The sequence below is a fragment of the Embleya hyalina genome, assembly GCF_003967355.1.
In the GTDB taxonomy this organism is placed as follows: Bacteria; Actinomycetota; Actinomycetes; order Streptomycetales; family Streptomycetaceae; genus Embleya; species Embleya hyalina.
The window spans coordinates 1-20,560 of sequence record NZ_BIFH01000060.1; the positions used below are offsets into that span (position 1 = coordinate 1).

The window sequence follows — 20,560 nt, forward strand, 5'->3', positions numbered from 1 at the left end:
GGGCGACCGCTCCGCGGAACAAAACACGTTGATGCACCGGATGACGGCCAAGTACGAGTTCTACTGCGGACGGCCGACCCGCTGGAAATAGGCCATGTCGCCAACGCCTCAGCTTGACTCTGAGCGGTGCTGCCCCATCCTCGCAGTCGGGGATCTTGGGTAGTCAGGTTCAAGTACCGAGGTCCCTCCAGGGCTTCGGTCGGGGGATGTCGTTCTGGTCCGGGAAGATCTGGAACGCGGTCGGTGGTCTCGGCGGTGAGGTGTCCTCGTCCGCAGGCCGGTCGCCGAGGCGTTCGAAGTTCACGGCAATGGCGGTCAGCACGTGATCGATCGTCGCGGGTCGATGATCGAGACCGGGTGAGCGTGTACAAGGCCAGGGACATCATCCCGCGCGTGGACGCGCCGCTGGTGCAAAAGGCTTTCCCGCCGGTCGTGTTCGTCGGTGTCCATGCGCCGCACGACAGGAACCGACCCCGACAATCGGCCTGCGAGATCGGCCTGTTCGACGAGGTCACCCGTAGCGTGGCCGTCGTCCGGGCGAGCGCCGGCCACGGCACCGGACCCGCCGCGCGGACTCTCGTCGAGGACGCGCTCGCGCCGTACCGGGCGTGGGAGGCCGCCGGTCGGACCGACGTCCGGTGTTGGCACGGCACGCACGGACGTCCGCGGTTCGCCCGAGGCGGGGGCACCGATATCCCGGCGGACGCCGCCCGCGGGCGGGTAGCGTCGCGGAACGACTCGATTGCGCACGGTCGCCCCGGCCGTGGCAGCCGCCGCGTTCCTCCCGGCAGGCTGCTCCGACCACGACGGGCCCCACGCACCGGACCCGAACGACACGCCCGTCTACCGCTCCAACATCTACTACCACGGCGGCCCCTCCCCCGGATTCGCATGGCACTCCCCGACGCCACGATGACCACGGCAATCCCGCGACCGTCGGGCCCGCCACCCGACACGGGACCCGACCGACGCCTCGAGATCGCGTCAGGGCACCGGGGGCGTCAATCCCCGCACGGCGTGTTCCTCACGGCGCCTCGGCCCGTGCAACGCGCGGGTTCTCCATCGGCGGGGCCGGGGTGGCACACCGCGCGGGCGACCGGGATCGTCGGGCTCGGCGCGCGGTCCGGGGAGTCCCGGGACGACGATGCCCGGGCCCACGGCCCACCGGACCCGAGGATCGCGGCGGGCCGTCCCCCGCGCGCCGGGCTCCCGTCCCCTGGGCCGGCCCGGGAACGGGAACACCCTCGGCGACGGGAACGGCGAGGCCGCATCCCGCGGTCAGGCCGCGTGCTCGAGGGACGACACCGGACGCGCCGCCGCGGTCACCGGCCGGCCGGAGGCCACCATCCGGCTCCGCACGAGGATCGTGGCCACCCGCGTGACGACCTCGGTGAGCGCCATCAACACGAACGCCGCCACCCACGCCTGCCCGGAGGTGATGTCGTGCGCGAGGCTGAAGCGCACGACGTGGTCGGCACCACCGTGGTCGACCCACACCTGGAAGCCCATCCGCGCGCCCATGCCCAGCACCCACAACACCGCCGAGATCGCACCGGCCTTGATCAGCAGATGCCCGCCCGCGGAACGGATCCGGGTGAAGACGCCACCGGCCACGCCGAGCGCCGCGCCGATCGCCATTAGCGTGCCGATCAGCACCAGGTCGTTGCCGGCCGTGGGAATCGAGTCGAGGTACTTGAATCCCACGAACGCCACGATGCCCAGCGGGACGAGGAACGTCTTGCGGTCCAGCCGCCCTTCCCGCAGCTGCCGGAAGACGACGAGGACGAGGACGATGTCGGTGATCCAGTCGGCGTTTGTCATGTCCTCACACTGTCGCCGCCGCCTTATCCGCACCTGGACCCACGGGTGGAACAACGGGTGGAGACACGGGTGGACCCCACGACCACCCCCGCGCCCCGGCAACCGCTCGGGGCGGTCCGAGGCCACCGAACGCGTCAAGGCGGCCACGACCATCCACACTCCGGGGCTCCCTCCGGGGAACGGCGGGCGCTGTCGAACCGGGTGTCGGCGCCCGGGACGGAGACCACCGCCCGCGCCCGCGCCGACGACTTCACCGGGTGCCGCGACACCGATCCCGGCACACCGCCGACGCGACCCTCGCCCCGGATCCGGGGCCGGTGCCCGCGCCCACCAACGACGGCATCGGCCGACGCGCCGCAGGCCGGGCGGCCGAACGAACGGCACGAGCACGCGTCACCGCCGCGGGGCGGGTCGATCGGCGGGTACCCCGTCCCGGCGCAGGGGTCGTCCCAGGATGTGGTGCACGTCCTGTTCGATCTCGTTCAGGAGTTCCGCGCCGAATACGCAGAAGGTGTGTTCCCAGGGGTGCCCGAAGGTGCCGAATCGCAGGTCCTCCGCGAGGAAGACGTGGTAGTCCCCGTCGGGGTACGGGCCGAACGGCCAGCCCTCGCGCGAGCGTCCTTCGAGGACGCGCGGCAGGAACATGTCGGTCTCCGGGACGTCCGGGCGCAGCCGGTGGCAGGTGTGTTGCCAGTCCAGGAGCCACAGCGACTCCCCCGGCCCGCAACGGGTGGCGAGCCCGTCCTGGACGACGTCCACCAGACGGTCGAGATTCCGATCGCCGGGGTCGTCGCGCAAGGCGTCCAGGCTCCACGTGATCGACGGCGAGGGCTCCGTGATCCCGGGAAACTCGCACACGCTGGGTCTGAAGGCGAAGCGGGCGTCGAAACGGTCCCAGACATCGGTGTATTCGGGGCCGGACAGGAGGCGCAGGCGTTCGACCGTCACCCGGCGAACCTATCGTCACACGGCCCGCCCGCCGACGCCTCTGCGGTCATCCCTCCCCCGCCGGGGCCACACGGGGCACAAGCGCCATCGGCGGGCGCCGGCGTCGGTATCCCGGGACTTCGACGTCCGGGCGTGTGCCCTTCGCGGGCCGGGTGCCCGGGTGGCGCGGGTCGGGTTCGAGGTGTCGCGGCTGGGGAAGGGCGCGTTCGCCGTGGGGCGGACGCGCCATCACCGCGTATGGCGGACGAGTGTCCACGCCCCCCGGGACGGCGGTGCCGCGCGTGTGGGGACCGTCCGTCGGTTCTCGCGCACGGAGCGCACGGCCCTCAGTCGTGGATCGCCCAGGCCTGCGGCGGCAGCCGGTGGGGAAGGTCGTCGAGTGCCTCGGCTGGGTGGAAGATCGGCCGGGTGAGGAGGCGGTCGCCCTCCCGTTGCACGTTGATCGTCACGCCCAACGACTCGCAGGAGGGAACACCCGCGCTCACGTACGCGAGTTCGGTGTACGGCGGGCGGGTCTCGGCACGGTCGAGCATCCATTGCTCGATGGCGGAGGGCACGCGGCCGACCGGCGCCGTGCCGTCCGCGAGGACCTGTGGTCCGCACAGGGCGTCGACCGCGACGCCCGCGAGACGCTCGCCCCGGTGGTACAGGCGCAGACCGAACTCCCGATACCCCCCTCCTCGACCGTGTGGACGCTCGCGCCCGGCGGACAACCACGCCTGTACCGCTCGCATTCCGCGGTGACCTCGCTCATCGCGCCCGCCACCTCGTCGGGGGTCATGCCGAAGCGCAGCGGCCCCACACCCACGAACGGCGCCGGCACCCACGCCCGCCGCTCTTCGTCCGCCAGCACATGCCACCAACCCTTGAACACGATCACCGAACCTACAGGTGCCCACGAACATCGACCGAGCCGTCCACGCCGCCCGCCCCATCACCGAACGCGCCGCGGCCCCGTCAGTCCTCCAGCTGGGTCCGCGGCGGGGTGGGGTACGCGGGCCGGGTTGTCGCCCCGTGCCCGTAGCCTCCCCGACGGGCGGCGCGCATCGGTCGCGCGCTGCGGGATCGACGGACGAGCGGCGGGGGTTCGACGTGGCGGGTGTGTGGGACGTGGTGGAGGAGTCGCGGCGCGCGGTGTGGTCGTTCACGCCGTTCGAGCACGTGGGCCCGCTGAGGTTCGGCATGACCCACGAGCGGGCGGCGGCCGCGCTCGACGGGGTCCTGGAGACCATCGGATCGCTTGAGGACGGCACCGGGTGGGTGTCGCGGGCCGACATGTGGCCCGTCCACTACGGCGGGGGAGCCGGGGTGCACCTGTACTACGACCGGGGGGGTCGGCCTGGCCGCGATCGCGATCGACGCGCGGATGGGCCCACAGGTGAACCTCGACGGGATCCCGCTGGTGGGCCGGGTGCCGTCCCTCCTGGAGGACGCGTTGTTCGGGCATCTCGCCGCACACGGCCTTCAAGCGGTGTTCTCCCTGGAGGCGAACCTGTGCGCGCCCGACCTCGGCGTCGTGATGCGTGTCCAACGCGCCGGGGACCGCGTCCTGACCCGGCCGGTCCTCGTCGCCCGGGAATGGGCACCCCGATGCGCGGACTCGACGCAGAGCCGCATCCCCGCCGACGAATGGGACAGCTTCTCCTGAAGCGCACGCGGAGTCCTGCGGCGGGTACCGGTCGAGGCGGGCCGGGCGCGGAAGGGAATTCGCCCGACACGGCGTGCCGTTCCCGGCCGCGGACATCGTGCGCCCCGGCCGCCGGGAGGAGGGAGCGGGGTCGTGTCGGGTCGCCCGGGTAGCCTGCCGAGTCCCGCGACGGTCGGAATATTTGAAGGAGTCGAGCCGTGGATGGCGACACTGTCGAGTGGCTGCAGGACTCCTACTTCACCGAGTTCGGGTACTGCGTGACCTTCGCACGCGGGCTGTCGGCGACGGAGCTGCTGCGGCGCATGGGCTGCGATATGTCGCGCACGGCCCGCAAGAGCGTGATCGACGCGAACCACTGGATCGAGGACGTCGCCGAGGAGTTCGGCCACGCCGCGGTCGCGGACAGGGAGAGGGTGATCCGGGGCGGCGAGGCCGACGGGTGGGCCTTCGCCGTCGAGGACGCCGGCAGCCGCGGTACACACCGCGACATCCTCGCCGCAGTGTCGGCCGGCACGGTGGCCCTGAGCACCTTCGAGAACATCAACGCGCTCACGATGTTCCACTACGCGCAGTCCGGGAACGTGGTGTGCGGGTTCGACCGGCCCCGGGACCGCTGGGGCTCCGACCCGGATCGGCTGGTTCCTCACCTGACCCGCGCGGGCCTGCTGCTCCCCGACGGAACCCAACCCGACCTCGGCATCGACGCACGGCAACGACTCCTCCACCGCATGATGCACACCGAGTTCGGCACCACACTGCCCCGCCGGGACGTCGAGTTCGGCGAACTCCTCGCAGCGATGTACTGAACCCCCGTGGCGCACTGAGCGGATGTGCGCGGCGGGGTGGGTTGCGAGTGCGCAACGACCGGCGATGCGGGCGTGGTTGCGGGCGACGATGGGGGCATGTCTTCGCGTCCGGATACGCGGCCGATGGGTGGTTGCCTGTTGTGGCTCGGCCGGTTCGTCCTGGCCGTGATCACCCTGGCGGTCGTGACCTTCCTCGGCGGGCTGTACGCGTGTCAGCGGCAGTTCGCGGCGGACGAGAGGGAGGAGCACGAGAGGCATCGCGCGGAGGAACGGCTTGCGCGGGTCGAGGTGGAGGTGCCCTTCCGGGTCTTCGGCCGGCCGGCGGGTGCGGAGTTCGAGCGTTTCGTCTTCGACCGGTGCTGGCGCGACACCACGCCCCGGATGAAGCCGCGGGCGGGCATGACGGGCGTGACATGCACGTCCACGGTCGTGTACTTCTACGGTACGGACGATCCCACGACGTCGACGACCGCGTTCGAGCGCGAGGCGCGCAGGCTCGGACTGACGCCGGACACGGCGACCTGGGCGCGGCCACAACCGGTTCCGGACCTGCGCCCCCCGGACCCGACGCCACCGCCCGGGGCGGGCGAGCAATACGGCCCGCTCGCAGGGAGCGGGAGCAGCCCGGACGCCGAGCCCGTGCGATGGCAACACGCCTACACCGAACACCCGTTCGTCGTCCGCGCATCCGCGACGATCCACTACCGGACCGAACGCACCAGGCCGAAGCCCATCCCGCCGCACACCCCGATGCTCCCCCAACCACCCGCCACCTGCGCAGGCGGCAACCGCCCGTGACCCGCGACGGCCTCTCCCCGCGGGCGCTTCCGCGCCGGAGCTTCGTGACCATCCCGGCGGGCCGCCTCCCGGGGCCGCCGCGGATCACCCGGCCCGGGCCACGACGCCGCCGACGGCGCGGGATGCGCTGACCCCCTGGGCCGTCGCCGAGGGCGAGGACTTCCGACGACACCATGCCTCGGCCCGGGAGCGGCCAGACCGTGACGTGGACCAGGATCCCCTTGCCGCTGGGGAAACGAACGGTGTCGATACGGGCGACACGATTGTTGTCGGTGCGCACACGCTGTCGTGCCCGACACGATTGGCCGCGGCCGTGCCCCGGGGTGCCCGGGAGATCGCGACAACCGTGCTCGTCCGGCATCCGCCCCGGCGCCACCACGGCGAGGTTCGTGCTGTTCGCGGCGACGAAGACCTCGACGTACGTCCCATGGGATGCGCCGATCCTCACGTCGCTCGCCGGCGCGTTCCGGTCGAGCAGGTCGACCCGGACCACGGGAACGGCGTCGAGATCGACCGCGCCCGGCAGGACGTCCCCGCTCCACGGGGCGCCCCCCTGACCCGACGGCACCGCACTCGTCGCGGGTGCCCCTCCGCGCGAGGAGGGGCGAACCGTGCGGTGCCCCGACCCGCCGCCCGGTCGCCTGGCGGGCCCCTCACACGCATCGCGGGGCCTCTCGCGCGACGCGTCCGGTTTGCTTCCTATGTTTCGTCCCGGCGGAGGGGCCGGCCACGCTGCGTCCGGTGGTGCTGCAACGCGTGCTCGACATGCTCGCGGATCACTTCCTTGTGGAAGCCGTCACCGTTCGCGTCGGTGAAATCGATCACGACGCCGGTCCCATCCTCGTCGGCGGGTTCCTCCGGGACATGCCCCAGCCGGTACGCGGAGGTGTCCAGCAGGTCCTCGGTCAGCCGCACGCCGGTCAGCCGTACGGCCAGTGCCAGGACCGCGGCCTTGCGGTCGTAGGTGTCGGCGTCGGACTCCTCGCCCATGTCGAACCCGGCCTCGTGCATCAGCGGCACCAGATCGTCGGGGGTGCTCCCGTGGCGGAGCGTGGGCCAGTCGAAACCGGTTCGCAGTTCGCCGTCCTCGTACCATGCGAACGTGTGGATGGGCTTCCCCCCGTTGCTCGCGTGCGTGACCGCGCGCGACCCCGCCGACAGGACCTCCAGGAACCGCGGCCGCATGCCGATGCCCCCGTCGAAGTGCAGGACCAGGGCCCAGTCCCCGCCCTCGCCCGGCACAGCGCACACACCGGCGAGGAAGGACTCGTCCCACTCGTCGGATCCGGCGAAAAGCTCCTCCTGGCGCTCGAAGAGTTCCACCGCGCCCCGACACCCCCCGCGCGGCTCGGCACCCATCACCCGCAACACCTTCTCGGGTGGGACACCCCGCACCAGCATCAGGCAGTACCCGACCTCGATCCCCTGGGGGAACACGAACGAGGAACGTATCCAGCCGTAGTCGGCCGCGGTCGCCGCACTCATGCGCACACCCTCCCAACGACCACCGACACCAGGGAGCCGACTCCCCCGAGAACGGCCCGCCCCCGCCCCACGACAGGCACGTCCCGCCGGGCGACATCGGGCGCGACTTCCGGGCCCCCGCGGTCGCGAAACAACGTCGAACACGGCATCACCCACGCCGGCGGGTACGGCACCGGGGGTGCGGACGGGGCGAAGTCACCGACCACACCGCTCCGTCGGACTCGGGGACGAGCATCCTTCGGATCCCGTCCTTCTCCAGACTTCGCGATGTCTCATGAGACATGCCCACCACCCATCGGTTGGTGGGCAAGTGCCCGCGAAGAAGAGCCGATGGTTGCGGCTCAATGGTCGAACCCTGGAGGGGGTTCCCCGTGCGCATGCGCAACAAGCTTGCCCTTGCCGCCGCCGGAGTCACGGCCGCCGGCGCCGTGTTCGTCGGTGTCGCCGTGGCAGCCGACTCGACCGACACCGTCAACCCCCCACGCCCAGGTGACGGTCTCGGTCGACAGGACCGGCACCGTCACCCGCAAGGCCGGCTCTGTCGAATCGGTCGGCAAGGACGGAGCCGGACGCTACTGCGTCACGCTGAAGAAGACCGTCGACGTGGCTCGCTCCGTGCCGATCGCGACGCTGGACAGCGCGGCGGACTGGAAGAGCGGGATCTACGTCGGGCGCACCGGCGGAGTCTGTCCGGCGAACTCCGTTCGCGTGACCACCGGCACCGACGGCGTCGCGCAGGACCAGCCCTTCACCCTCATCGTCCCCTGACGGCTCCCGTACCGGGCGCCGTGCCGTGCGCCCGGTACGGTTTCGGCCGCCCCTGGCGGGCCCGGGTGGCCGTGGGGACAAGCGCGGCGCGGCCGCCCGACGGGTCGGGTTCTCACACCTCACCCTGCCTGTACGGGCGAGCCCCGGCGGCCGGAAGGCGTGCCGGGGCTCGGATCGGCGGAAGGTCAGCCGACGCGGTCGGCCGGGGCGTCGGCGTACGTACCGTGCTTGAGGATCGGCCCGTCGTAGCCGGTCTTGTCGTCCCGGTGGGCGGCGGGGCCGCTCCGTCAGGCGGGCGAGGCGGACTTCTCCGGGGTCTCCTCGGGTTCGGAGTCCGGCGGGTCCACGTCGCCCGCGACCGAGGACGGCGTGATGCCACCCTTGCCGAACGGCACCCAGACGAGCCAGGCGGCCCTGAATTCGGGTCCGCTGTCGCCGCCCTCCATCCCGAAGTAGACGCTGCACGAGGCGCCCTTGCGAATCGGCAACACCGCCACGTTGGCGGCCGTACGACCGTCGATACGCATTGCGGAGGCTCTGACGTTGGTCCCGTTTCCGGAGAGTTTGACGATGGAGTTCCGGGAGTTGCCGGTGGTGTGGACCTCGCCGATCGCCAGGCCCGCCGTCGGCGCGGTGAACGCCAGGGTCCGGCCGAACGTCAGCGGGAAGACCTGCGCGGGGCCGACGATGTCCATGGTGGACACGGTCGCGGCGAATGGTCCCCCGACCGTGAGGCCGTCGGCGCCCGCCACGATCTTCGCCGCGGACAACTGCTTGCCCGTGGCCACGGTCACGTTGCCGTTGAGCAGGCTGGTGCCGGACACCGTGAGGTTGCCGGCGATCGTGACGTCGTTGCCCGGCAACACGTTCGTGTTGCTGTTGATCGTCAAGGCTACGGCGGACGGTCCTCGCAGGTCCCTGATCCGCACGATCGAACCGCCTTCGGTGACGGAGACGTCGTCCTTCGCCGTTGTGGTGCCCTCCACCACCAAAGGCCCCTTGACGGTGGTCGTCCGGTCCGACGACGACAGGTTGAGGTGTCCGCCGACGTCGATCGTCGGATTCTGCCCCAGCCCCATCATGGTGCGCGCATACAGCGTCCTGTCCTTGTCCACCGTGACGTCGCCCTTGGCGGTGGTCGTGCCGTGGACGACGAGATTCCCGACCTCCAGGTCCGGCTTGACGACCGTCACCTGGGCGGCCAGGATCCGCACCACCTGGTCCGGGGCCTGACCCACGGTGCCCCGCAGGTAGAACGTCGTGTCGGACGTGACGTTCGTGATCTTCCGGGTGGACACGTTGGTGACGGGCAGGCACGTGCGCCCGTACAGCAGTTCATAGGCCGCGTTCGCCGAGCGCTCCCACGTCAGGGTGACGTCGCCACCGTTGTCGATCACCAAGGGGTCACACATGAGGTTCCGCATGTAGAAGCCGGGCGGAAACTTGCCCACGCTGAACACCAGTTCACGGTTGCGGAAGGCACTGTTGCCCGTGCGCGAGCGCTCGGTCACCGTCACCGGACAACTGCCGACCTTCCGGCTCACCGGAAGCTCCGAGATCCGGATGGTGATCGAGGTGTCCGGGCCGATCGTCTCGTACTCCGCCACCGGCGTGAACACGAACTCCTCCGTGGACGAGTTCAGTGCCACCGACCACCCGGACAGGCTGATGGACGCCACCGCCCTGCTCAGATCGAGCGCGAGGTCGGGGGCGGCCGTGCCGGCCGGGATCTTCACCTTGATCGACGCCACGTCGGCCGCCGTGCCACTGCGCCGCGACGCCACGATGATCAGTTCGCAGGTCTCCGGCGGCATCTGCGGGTTCTCCGGTGATGCCTCCACCGGGTCCGGGGCGGTCGTCAGGTCGTACGACAGGAGCGGTTCGTCTGCGGACACGACGGTGAAACTCTGTGTGACCAGACCCATGTCTCGTCAGCTCCCTTCGTTGGAACGGGTGTGCGCCGCCGCGTTGTCCAGGGTCAGGAACCCGGACCTGATCTCCGGGTCGGCGAGCGGCAGGTCGGTCGCGTCCTGTGGCTGGATGGCGAGCTTCTCCCACACTCCGCGGCGGTTCTCGGTCCAGGACCACTCGCCCAGCACGGTCGCGGGCACGGGCATCAGGACGGTTTCCTGCGGTTCCCGGGACGGGCCGTACAGGTTCACGCTTGCGGCGAGGAGGTCGCCGGTGCGGAAGTTCACCGACATACGTGCGAGGGCGGCGTCGGTGAACTCCTGCGGGACGAGGACCTTCTTGGTCGCGAGAATGTCCGTGGTGGCGTGGGCGGCGGCGCGCGGGTCGACCAGGAGGGTGAGCACGGTCGTGTTGCGGTCGCCGAAGTTCAGCCACAGCGCGGGCACGTCACCGATGGGGCGCAGGTAGTCGCCGGCGCCGGCCACCGGGTCGACGACGGTGTCGAAGTGCTCGTAATCGCCGTCGGTGACGTAGCCGACGACGCCGTCGTCGGTCTGGTCCGCCTCGCCCATGCGTACCACCCAGGGGTAGGAGGGCAGTTCGCGTACGGTCTCCTCGAACAGCATCCGCCAGCTGACGTCGGAGGCCGGCGGGCCGTGGGCCTCCATCTCCAGTCGGGTCCGGACCAGGGCCAGCGGGCGACCCAGCAGAAAGCCCAGGCCGGGATCGGCGGGGCCTTCCGGGTCGATGGTGTGCAGGGCCTTGTCCACGGTGGCCCGGAAGGCGTCGAACGCCTCGGGCCCCCTGGTCTTGACGGGCTCGAGAAGGTCGTAGGCGTGTGCCGAGACCGTCCGGAGTTGTTCGAAGTCGGTGATGTTCGATCCGGGGAGCACGGACCAGGAGACCTCCCTGGTCGACCGGGAGTCGAGCGTCACGCGCAGTTCGCCGAGAACCAGTCCGGTCGGTTCGTACACCACCAGCGACTTGTCGAGCCGGTTGTGCACCAGCCACGCGCAGACGGGGTTGTTTCCGGGGGCGAGTTCGACGTCCTCGTCGCCGTCCGCGGACAGGAAGTCGAAGCGCAGCCGGGCCGGTTGGAGCAGTCTGGGGCCGAGTTCGATCAGTCGGTCGGCGTCCTGTTCCTGGGCGAAATACTCGGGTTCCATCGTGCGGACGATCTCCGGCCGGAAGTGCAGCGCATCGCCGATCAGGTCGACGGCCCGGCCGAACCGGTCCACGACCGACAGGTCGAGGAAGGCCATCTGTCCGGCCCGCAGTTCCTGGAACCGCGACGGGGGCCACGGATCCCAATCGTCGGCCGGTGCGCCGCCGGGGTCGGGCGGCGCGAAGTCGCCGTCGCCCAGCAGGGCGGCGACGTCCGGAGGCGGTTGAATGGCGCCGGCCGGCTGTCGTTGCGCGATCGCCGCCCCGAAGCCGTCGAGGACCTGCGACAGGACGTTGGTCTCCTTGGCGTCGGATCGTAGCCTGCGCAGGGTTTCGGCCGGGATCAGGCCGTCGCGGCGGCGTGCGTGAATGGCGATCTCGCCTTCCAGGACGTGCCCGGCGGTGGGGGCGAGCATCTGTCGGCCGGAGGCGGTGATGGTGGTGATCTCCTGCGGGGGGCCTTCCTCGGGCCAGCCCTTCCAGCGGTAGCGGGAGCGTTCGATGAACTCCCAGTGGTCGCCGCCCTCGTCGTGGAAGGGCAGCGGGAAGTATTCCGCCTTCCACATGAGGAACAGCGGCTGCCAGGGCATCTCCCACTCACTGGTGCCGAAGGTGGGCATCGTGCCGATGACGTTGGTGTAGTTGCCGGTCTTCAGCGCCTTGTCGAGGATGAAGAACTCGGTGGCGAGGGCCGGGAAGCAGGGCGGGAGGTTGGTGAAGGTCACCTTCGCGACCAGCGGGGCGACCTGACTGCCCGTCACTCCGGATGCCGCGGTGACCAGGCGATCCGGCGTGCGGCAGGGCAGGGATTCCTTACGGACCAGTGGGGCGTGCAGGTTGGCGCCTTCGAGGGCGAGGACCGGATCGGCGCTGTATTCGAAGTCCTGGCGGGGCGCGCGGATCAGGGTTCGGGCCGAACGGGCCTTGTACTGCGGGTACTTGCGTTCGATGTCGGCGGCGAGTTGGTCGGCGGTCCTGCCGGTCGGCAGCCGGGAGTCGCGGGCGGTATCCGCGGAGAGCCGATCGACCTCCGCCTTGGCCTGTGCCAGTGCGTCCTCGATGCCTTCGTGGAAGATGTCCGGCTGGTCCTCGCGTTGGGTGAGCCACCACAGCTGGTAGAGGCGTTCACGGGCGGCGCGGAGTTCGCGTTCGCGCCCGTCCGCCCGGGCCTGGAGTTCGTTGAGTTGCCGGAGCAGGGTGTTCTCCTCCTCGTCCCGAACGAGGAAGGTCCGTCCGGCGGGTGCGGAGGGGGCGTCGGGTTCGATGGCGTCGCGGGCGCCGATGAACCAGTGGTAGCCGCCGGGGACGGGGCCGAAGCCGATGTCGTGGGCGCGGCGGTCGGTGAGGATGTCCGCTTCGGGGAGGTCCCGTTCGGCCAGCGCCTCGGTTCCGCCGAGCAGGAACGCCCGGAAGAGTTCGGCCTCTTCGACGGAGAGCACACCCTCGGCGGACGTCCCCGCCTCCCCCACGGCCTCCATCACGCTGTTGGCGACGGTCGCGGTGACGTCGCGGCGGTGCGGGCACTTCGACCGCGGTACTCCGCCGTCGATCTGCCAGTCGAGGCCGAGGACGGTGCCGGAGTAGACGGACCTGCGGATACCGCTGCCGGATCCGGGCGGCGCCGTCCAGCCGAGATCGTCGAGCAGCTTCGAGAGGTCCTCGGTTCCGGCGAGGATGTCGCTGTCGGGCTGGGCGTACCAGCCGGCGACGAAGTAGCCGAGCCGTTCGACGGGTTCGACGCCGGTCAGTGTGTCGTGCATGGAGAAGACGTTCGTGTTGTACGGCTGGAAGACGGAGAAGGTCGGCAGCCCGGGGCCGATCGCCGTGAGGAACGGGGTGTGCCGGTCGTCGGGTTCGCGCCAGGCTTCGGTCAGATCGTGGCACTTGCCGATCTTTGTGGCTTCGGGGTGCTCGGTGTCCGGGGTCTGGAAGGAGACCGTGCCGTTGGTGGGGTCGAGGTAGTCGCTCTCGACGATCCACGCCCTGACGTTGGAGGTGCCGTCCTCGTGCCGCACCACCAGCCAGCGGTTGGGGACGAGCGGGAAGTCGCCTACGCCCTCGTCCTCGTCGTGCCGGCCGCGGGTGAGGGCGGCGGGCAGTTCCCACTGGAGGTAGACGCCGAGCCGGTCTTCGTCTCCGCGCCACTGCTCCAGGCCCATGAAAGGAGCGGGTTCGGGCGGGTTGCCCTGGGCGACACCTCGGAAATTCGTGTTCCAGCGCTGGATGACGTGATCGTCGCCGGTGTCGCGGGTCTGCCGGTTGACGGCGAGTGCCGCCACCTCGACGGGAACGACCAGGGTGGTGTCCGCGGACATCTCGGGCCTCCTTTCACAGGCGGGTGAAGGACTGGACCTGCGGTGCCTGGATCATCTGCAGGGCGAACTGGGCCGAGGTCAGCCGGACGCCGCCGTGCGCGGTGTCGAGACCGTCGAGCAGGGCCGTGCCGGAGCCGCCGATGTTGAGCACCCCCGTTTCCCGGTCGCGAAGGTATGCGCCGAAGTCGGCATCCGCCGGGAACTCGCCCATCGGGTATCCGATCCGGGGGCCGTCGATCTCGCGGAGTTCGATGGTGCCGACGTTGCCGACGCCGAAGCAGATGCCGCGCGGGGGTTCGGCGATCTCGAAGCGGTCGATCACCCGCGGGTACAGCACGAGTCGAACGTCGGTGCCGTAGTCGGCCGTTCGCAGCGGCTCGACGTCGACCTCGGCGCGCAGCCCGGTGAAGATGGTGGTCGGCCAGCCGGGGATCAGCGACGACCGCACGAGCACGCCGCACTCCGGGACCGGCCCGCCGTCCACGGCGAGGCTGTTGAGATCGGCGTCGAGGGCGTGGCCGACGCCGACGCTCAGGGCTCCGTCGACGGCGGCGCGGATCCACTCCGGATCGACGTGGAAGAAGCGGATGCTCTCCTGGGGCAGCATCCGGGTGTCCGGGACGAGGTTGTCGAAGGTCGCGATCTCCAGCAGGCGCAGCCGATCGAGCCAGGCCCGTACGCCCTCGAACTCGTCGCCGGCCGCTTCGCGGACGAGGGACCGCACGGAGGTGTCGGCCAGCAGTGTCCCGATGTCGCCGGTCGTGCGCCGGGCCCGCGTCGTCGTGCGACGGCGACCGGCGCGCATCGCGGCGGGGGCTTCGCGGACGGCGCGGCCGAGCCGGGCACCGTCGTCGTCCAGGAGCATGCGGTCGAAGGATTCGATCGCGAGCGGTGCGGTGAGCTGCCGGGCCGAGACGGCACGCCCGACCAGACGCGGATGGGAGGCGAGGCGGCGTACCGCGAACCGGGCGGCTTTGCGGAACTCCAGCAGGGCCTTCCGGTAGTCGGCGTCGGCGAGGGCGAGTGTGCGTCCGGTGGTGAACGCGGCGGCGTACGAGGTGTCGAAGACGCCGTACTTCTCCAGGTAGACGAGTGCTTCGCCGGAGGAGTCCAGGCGTACCCGGCCCTCGCCGGGGTCGGGCAGCGGCTGGGGTTTGAGGGCGGTGAAGGGTCCGCGGTGGAAGGCGATCGTGCGTTCGCCGGTGGGCAGGCGCTGCGGGAGGGTGGTGGCGCCGCCCGCGACGCGGTCGAGCGCTTCGCGCTGGGGCTCCGTCACATTCGCGGGCTCGGTGACGGGGACGCGCAGGCGCAGGTCCCGGCGTGGCGTGACGCCGTCGGTCGTGGCGAGTCGTTGCACCATGTCACCGAAGCCGGTGCCGTCGTCGGGTCGGGTCTCGAAGGTCCAGGAGGTGAGGGAGACCAGCCGCACACCTTCCTCGGCGGCGGGTTCGGTGAGGGCGTCGTCGTGGCCTTCGAGGCTGACGAGGTGGCAGACGTGCAGGCCGCCTCGGGCGTCGGGGAATCGGTTGGCGACGACGACGGCGTTGAGCTGGTCGATGTCGGGTTCCGGGCTGCTACCGGCGCGTGTGGCGTCGGGTTTGCCGCCCTCCCGGACATGGGCGAGGTAGGCCATTTCGGTCGGCAGCGGCTTGACGCGGTCGAACAGGGCGGCGGGGACGTGGATGCTGACGCAGTTCTCGTCGCACTCGTCGGGGCGCAGGCTTTTCGGGTCGATGTCCGGCGGGCGGCCGGGGCCGTGTTCCCCGGCGAGCAGTTTGCGTACCGTGTCGACGGTGACGGCGCCGACCGCCTCCAGGTCTTCGTCGAGTTCGCCGGGGCGGAAGACGAACAGGGCCATCCACGGGATGCTCTCGTCGTGTTCGCCGAGGTCGCCGAGCGGCCGGGCCCACGGGAGTTCGGGGGTGTCGAGGTTGATGTGCGGCAGGACCTCGCTGTACGTGCCGACGGCGTCGGGCACCGGGTAGCGGGCGTTGACGGCGGTGGGGGCGATGGCGAAGCGGGGTTGGATGACGTCGAAGGGCTGGGGTGTGCCGTCGAGCGGCCGGTCGGCGCCGTCGGTGTCGCGGAGCAGTTGCCCGTTGTGGATCTCGTAGCGGCCCGCGTGGAGCGAGGGGATGCGGTGGTCGAAGAAGCGGGTGCGGTGGGCGGTGGCCGGGCGCGGTGGGTCGGAAGCCCCGGCCTGGGGTGCGGTGGTCACGGTGGTCCTCCTGAAGAGCGGCTCAGGCCGGGATGAGCATCGGGTCGGCGGTGAAGGCGGTGCCGGCGGCGGACGCGTAGGCGGTCAGGTCGGTATCGACGGGGCCGCGGTCGAAGAGGCCGAGGTTCCCGGCGGCGTCCACGAGGGCGTTGCGGCGGTCCTTGACGGCGGGGGTGTTCACCCCGGTGGCGAGGATGTCGACCACGCTCCGGGAGGGCCGCCGCGGTACCGGGCCGACGGGGGTGGCGGCGGGATCGAGGGGCTGGATTCCGGGCGGGGTGACCGGGTCGAAGGAGATGCCCTCCTCGTCGATGAAGCCGGTGTCGGTGCCGTTGTCGACCGGTGGTGAGGCGAGTTCGACGCCGATGACCTGTTCGGGGATGAGTTCGCCGCCGTCGCCGCTGTCTCCCCAGCGGGCACGTGGGACCGGTCCGCGGAGGATGCCGCGTCCCCACTCCATGAGGTCGTAGGTGTCGTCGCCGTTGAAGGTGACCCACACGCGCAGTTCGCTCTGCCGGTCCTTCAGCGCCATGGGCAGGATGTCGATCGGTGGGCCGCCGACGACGTCTTCGGTTCCCGTCCTGCTGAGGTAGACCTTGCTGACCGGTACCTGGGTGTCGGCGGTGAATCGGAAGCCGGCGTTGTCCACGATCCACGGTTTGCGTCCGCTGCGGGTGGTGCCTGCGGGGGTTTCGCCGATGAGGCCGGCGCCGGCGGTGGAGCGGACCATGTGCTGGGGTACGGGCAGGGTGCCCTGGAAGCCGAACCAGCCCAGCGGTGGCGGGGTGTCGTCGCGCTTTCGGCCGAAGCCGATGGTGAAGGAGATGAACCACAGGTGGACGGTGGCCTCGCCGCCGACCGGCGGCCCCCAGGCTCGTACGCTGACGCCGACCTCGATGGAGATCCTGATCCGGACGAACCAGATCGGGATCGTGGCGGACACTCCGACGCGGACGCTGATACCGACATCGAAGTAGAACGGCTTCCATTGCAGGAAGGCGTCGATCCTGGCGATGAGCCAGGCACGCAACATGCCTGACTCGAAGACGAGTTCCAGGGCGCCGCCGGCCATCAGGGACTTGGGGGTCAGTCCGGCGTAGGCGCTGCCGGAGACGGTGACGGTGGAGCCCAGGGCCCAGGTGAGCGCGGCCTCGGCGCCCCGGGGATAGCGGACGGGGAGCTCGCGCCCGGCGGGGATGCGGCCGAGGATGAACGCGAAGTCGCCGGCGTTGGGATTGGCGCCGAACCACACCTTGAGCCCGATGCCGCCGCGGACCTTGCAGTCCGGGTCGATGACGAAGGTGTTCTCGGTGAGGCCGACGCCGAGGCTGAGTTCGCCGGAGGAGGGGCGGATGGTGGCCTCGACGCCGATTTCCACCCGGGCGATCTTCTTGGTGCTCTTGGTGGGCAGTTCCGCGCCGCCCGCGCCCAGGAGGCTGATGACGAGGTCGTCGCCGAACTGGACGATGGCCATGGCGCGGCCCTTGATGAGTTCGAAGACGCTGAAGGCGAAGCCGGCGGCGATCCAGATGTTGCCTTCGGAGGGTTGGACCCAGGCGAGGCTCCCGCTGCCGACGAGGGTGGCGAGGATGTCGAGGGGATCGGTGGCCTCCTCGTCGTGGCCGATCGAGCCGGGGTCGTCGAGGGCCTGGAGGAACGGGAAGGTCGCGAGCGCCTCGGCGGCGGGGACGCGGACCTTGCTGTTCCAGCCGAATCCGGCCGAGACACCGTTGAGTTCGAGGGGCGGGTAGCCGAGCAGCGGGTCACCGCTGAGCGCGGCGTACACGAACATCGAGGGGTCGGTGCCGCTGTCGGGCACGACGTACGCGCCCATCGCGGTGCCGGTGTACGTTCCGACGCCGACGATGAGCAGGCCGGCGATGGTGGTCTTGTACGGCGGGGTGGCGGGAAGCGCGGTCAGCGCGCCGACGAGACGGAACGTGCGGCGTTCGAGGTTGATGCTGATGCCGTTGGCGCCGGGTGGCGGTTCGGGCGGGGACCAACCGCGGACCATCGGCGAGTCGAGCACGGTGACGCCCTTGCGGCGCACGGCCGCGGCCCGGGGGACGACGATGCCGCGCGAGGTCACCAACGCCCGCGGTTCGCGTCGTCGTTCCTCGGCGGTGCGGAGCCGCCGGGGCGGCAGCGGTCGGCCGAGCCCGTCGCGGCGCTCCGGATCGGTGTCGGGCTCGCACCGCGGGGGCGCGGCCAACGGCAGGACCCGATCACCCGTCACCAACCAGGCGCCGGGCCGCGGCCCGTCACCGCTCGGCACTCCGTCGACCAGAACCAGGCCGACGGTGCCACCCAGGTCCACGAACGCCCTGACACCGGAAACGTGTTCGCCGTCCCGGCCGAAGTCGACCCGTACCGGCAGGGGTCCGTCGGCGGCCGTGGTGACCGCCCGACCGGCCGCGCGCAACTCCTTCGCATCGCACACGACGCCTTCGATGTGCAGCACGCCCCCGGGGAAGACGAGAGCCGCGTCCGCGCCGAGGAGTTCCGGCGCGACGTCGAGAACTCCCCCGGGCCGTGTGTCGTCGAACAGCTTCCGCAAGGTCTGGACCTGTATCGCCACAGCCGTCACCCACCTTGAAATCGCGACGAAGGGTTCGGCGCCGGAAGCAGTACGACAGGACTGCGACAGTCACTCCCCGGCGTCGCTCAACAACTTGACGTCACGGACAAGAAGTAAGCAATCACACAAATGATGACTGGCCCGATTGCATCATGTAATGACGTGTTCTCATCCATCGAGCTGGAAGGCTCCCGGCTCCTCTGGAACGCCCGTGCGACATCCGCGCGGCCGCCGCCGGGAACGACACGAAGCCCACGGCGAGGCGCGGCCCTTCGCCGACCCGATCCCGTCCGTCGACGACTGCGCCGCGCGCGGCATCGGCGACGGATGTGGCACGGGCGGCGTGGGCGAGCATGCTCGTGTGCCGGCACGCCGGCACGTCCCGCCCGCTGCCGTCAGTCCTTGATAGTGAAGCGACCCGGCGTCATGCCGGCGGCGAATCACAGCTCGCCGTCCGAGTCGATCAGGGACGATTCTTGTTCCCGCCCTGCCACAGCTCGTGGCAGCCGCCCTTGTCGACGAACCAGACGGGGTCGGCCCTGCTGCTCACCGCTCTGACCCATCGTCGGATGAATCGATCCACCTGTCCTTGTTGCGGTCGGATTCGACGCGAAGACGTCCACCCCAGCAGTCGCCTTCGTCCCAGCTGTCGATGCACTTGACCTACACGACCGAGTCCGCCTCGGCCGAGAGCAGGTCTCCTTCGGGCGAGAAGGCGACGACGGCATCGCATCGAAGCGCGCCGCGGCATGCGCGGCGTCGTCCGGCAGGCCGGCCCTGATTCCGCACAGGCTGCCCGGGAGTTCCACCAGCTCGCCGCCGATGTGGGTGATCAGTACAGGGTCGCCGTGCTCGGCCATGATGCGCGCCCCCTCCGGGTCGGGCCGATCGTCGCCCACCAGTGTGCGCCGCCACCTCGAGGCGCCGACAGTGGCGCACGGCGGCGCGTGCGGGGGCGTGACGGTGGTAACGGACACCAGCCGCAGGTCGGAGGCGGTCCAACCGTCCGGATCGATGGCGAACAACCCCGAGGCGGCGCTATCACGGACGAGGCCTGGTCCCGCTCCTCGCGGTCCCGGCCGTCGAATCCATTCCCGAGGCATCCCCGAAAGGGCGAATCCCGGCCCGGCGGCGCATGAGGCGGACCGGGGGCGGAGAAGTCACACCCCGGATGAGTGATCGCGATACGGCCTCGCCGCAGAGATGTCGGCTGCCGGTGGACGAGGTGCCGGCGGCGCCGCGCGGCCGGGGCTCCCGACGAGAGGATGACGGTACTCCATGAGGTTTCGTGTGTTCGGCAGGGCGTCGTCGGTCGCCCTGACCATCCTGGCCGCGGTGGCGAGCGGGGTCCCGGCCGCCACCGCGGCACCCGCGTCCGCGGGCACGTCGGCGCGGGTTGCGTCGTCCGTCCAGGAGGGGCGCGACCCCATCGGCTTCTACGTGCAGCGAGGGTATTCACGCGGGTCGTTCCAGGGCGAGGTCACGTGGACGGGCGACGGCTCCTACGCGATCGGCGGGTACCTGAGCGTGAACTGCGAGGCGACCTCGCGTACGACGGCGTGGATCCAGCACGGCGGGGCGAGCCAGTCCTGGAAGGACTCCGAAGAGGTCGGCTGCAGCGGCGTGGGCACCTCCGAGTCGAAGGCCATCCACGTCACCGGCAGACTGACCAGGCACGAGAAGCTGCACATCCGGCTGGGCACCTGGCAGTCCAGCTTCCCCGCCGGCACCTGGGAGCACAGCGCCAAGTACGAGGCCGACGTCTTCTCCTGAGCGAGGTCACCGGCCGGCGGGCGTTCCTCGCCCCCGATCCACGGACGTCAGGCCACGACCGCGGCGCCCGGGGACCCGGACGGGCCATCAGAGGCTTCGCGTGAACGCGGCCGGGGTAGCGGGTCGACACGTCCGGGTCGCGGCGAGGTCTTCGTGCGCGTGCCGCCCCTCACACGTGCGAACGGATGGCCCGCTCCGACCCGGACCCTGGAACACGTTGCGCTGAATTCCTGGCCTGCCCGCACCGTCCTGCGGCTGCGTGCCCGGCCCATTCGAAGGAGAGCGTGTGACAGACCAGGCCGAGCAACAGGAAGACGACCGGAACCC

14 protein-coding genes are annotated in these 20,560 nt (G+C 70.9%); 5 read left to right on the plus strand and 9 right to left on the minus strand.

From position 1 onward, the window contains the following. Positions 1-169: 169 nt before the first annotated feature. From EMA17_RS52435 to EMA17_RS49265, 4 genes are all read right to left on the minus strand, one after another. Entirely contained in the window at positions 170-322 is a 153-nt protein-coding gene (locus tag EMA17_RS52435; RefSeq protein ID WP_160161865.1) for a hypothetical protein, read from the minus strand. Positions 323-1,278: 956 nt separating this feature from the next. Beyond that, positions 1,279-1,821 (minus strand): hypothetical protein, encoded by a 543-nt coding sequence (locus tag EMA17_RS49255; RefSeq protein WP_126643738.1) that lies wholly within the window; start codon positions 1,819-1,821, stop codon positions 1,279-1,281. Positions 1,822-2,214: 393 nt separating this feature from the next. After that, complete coding sequence (locus EMA17_RS49260; RefSeq protein WP_246127411.1) at positions 2,215-2,769, minus strand: DUF2716 domain-containing protein; 555 nt, start codon at positions 2,767-2,769, stop codon at positions 2,215-2,217. 326 nt (positions 2,770-3,095) lie between these two features. Then, the gene (locus EMA17_RS49265) at positions 3,096-3,503 is read right to left on the minus strand and encodes a hypothetical protein (RefSeq protein WP_126643739.1); all 408 of its coding nucleotides are present in this window, start codon (positions 3,501-3,503) and stop codon (positions 3,096-3,098) included. A 632-nt stretch (positions 3,504-4,135) separates the two neighbouring features. On the opposite strand from EMA17_RS49265, the gene EMA17_RS55050 reads away from it, so the two are divergent. From EMA17_RS55050 to EMA17_RS49285, 3 genes are all read left to right on the plus strand, one after another. Then, positions 4,136-4,417: a hypothetical protein gene (locus tag EMA17_RS55050; RefSeq protein ID WP_246127412.1), complete on the plus strand. Its 282-nt coding sequence runs from the start codon at positions 4,136-4,138 to the stop codon at positions 4,415-4,417. 197 nt (positions 4,418-4,614) lie between these two features. Beyond that, on the plus strand, positions 4,615-5,223 hold the full coding sequence (locus tag EMA17_RS52440) for a DUF6461 domain-containing protein (RefSeq protein ID WP_160161866.1): 609 nt from the start codon (positions 4,615-4,617) through the stop codon (positions 5,221-5,223). 96 nt (positions 5,224-5,319) lie between these two features. Further along, positions 5,320-6,021: a hypothetical protein gene (locus EMA17_RS49285; protein ID WP_126643742.1), complete on the plus strand. Its 702-nt coding sequence runs from the start codon at positions 5,320-5,322 to the stop codon at positions 6,019-6,021. A gap of 699 nt (positions 6,022-6,720) precedes the next feature. On the opposite strand, the gene EMA17_RS49290 is transcribed toward EMA17_RS49285, so the two are convergent. Further along, positions 6,721-7,506, minus strand: a complete 786-nt coding sequence (locus tag EMA17_RS49290) for a DUF6461 domain-containing protein (protein WP_126643743.1) — start codon at positions 7,504-7,506, stop codon at positions 6,721-6,723. A 489-nt stretch (positions 7,507-7,995) separates the two neighbouring features. Between EMA17_RS49290 and EMA17_RS49295 the strand changes: the two genes are divergently transcribed. Beyond that, the gene (locus EMA17_RS49295; protein ID WP_126643744.1) at positions 7,996-8,274 is read left to right on the plus strand and encodes a hypothetical protein; all 279 of its coding nucleotides are present in this window, start codon (positions 7,996-7,998) and stop codon (positions 8,272-8,274) included. 287 nt (positions 8,275-8,561) lie between these two features. On the opposite strand, the gene EMA17_RS49300 is transcribed toward EMA17_RS49295, so the two are convergent. From EMA17_RS49300 to EMA17_RS49320, 4 genes are read right to left on the minus strand one after another with little or no spacing between them, the layout of a single operon-like run. Beyond that, a complete protein-coding gene (locus tag EMA17_RS49300; RefSeq protein WP_126643745.1) occupies positions 8,562-10,199 on the minus strand; it encodes a hypothetical protein in 1,638 nt (545 codons plus the stop codon). Between the two features lie 6 nt (positions 10,200-10,205). Continuing rightward, positions 10,206-13,664, minus strand: a complete 3,459-nt coding sequence (locus EMA17_RS55055) for a hypothetical protein (RefSeq protein WP_174861543.1) — start codon at positions 13,662-13,664, stop codon at positions 10,206-10,208. Positions 13,665-13,677: 13 nt separating this feature from the next. After that, positions 13,678-15,882: a hypothetical protein gene (locus EMA17_RS53105; RefSeq protein WP_174861544.1), complete on the minus strand. Its 2,205-nt coding sequence runs from the start codon at positions 15,880-15,882 to the stop codon at positions 13,678-13,680. 22 nt (positions 15,883-15,904) lie between these two features. After that, positions 15,905-18,460 carry a DUF6603 domain-containing protein gene (locus EMA17_RS49320; RefSeq protein ID WP_126643747.1) on the minus strand — a complete coding sequence of 852 codons (2,556 nt, stop codon included), beginning with the start codon at positions 18,458-18,460 and terminating at the stop codon, positions 15,905-15,907. Positions 18,461-19,738: 1,278 nt separating this feature from the next. Here EMA17_RS49320 and EMA17_RS49325 point away from each other — a divergent pair. Next, positions 19,739-20,233 (plus strand): hypothetical protein, encoded by a 495-nt coding sequence (locus EMA17_RS49325; RefSeq protein ID WP_126643748.1) that lies wholly within the window; start codon positions 19,739-19,741, stop codon positions 20,231-20,233. The last annotated feature ends 327 nt before the right edge of the window (positions 20,234-20,560 follow it).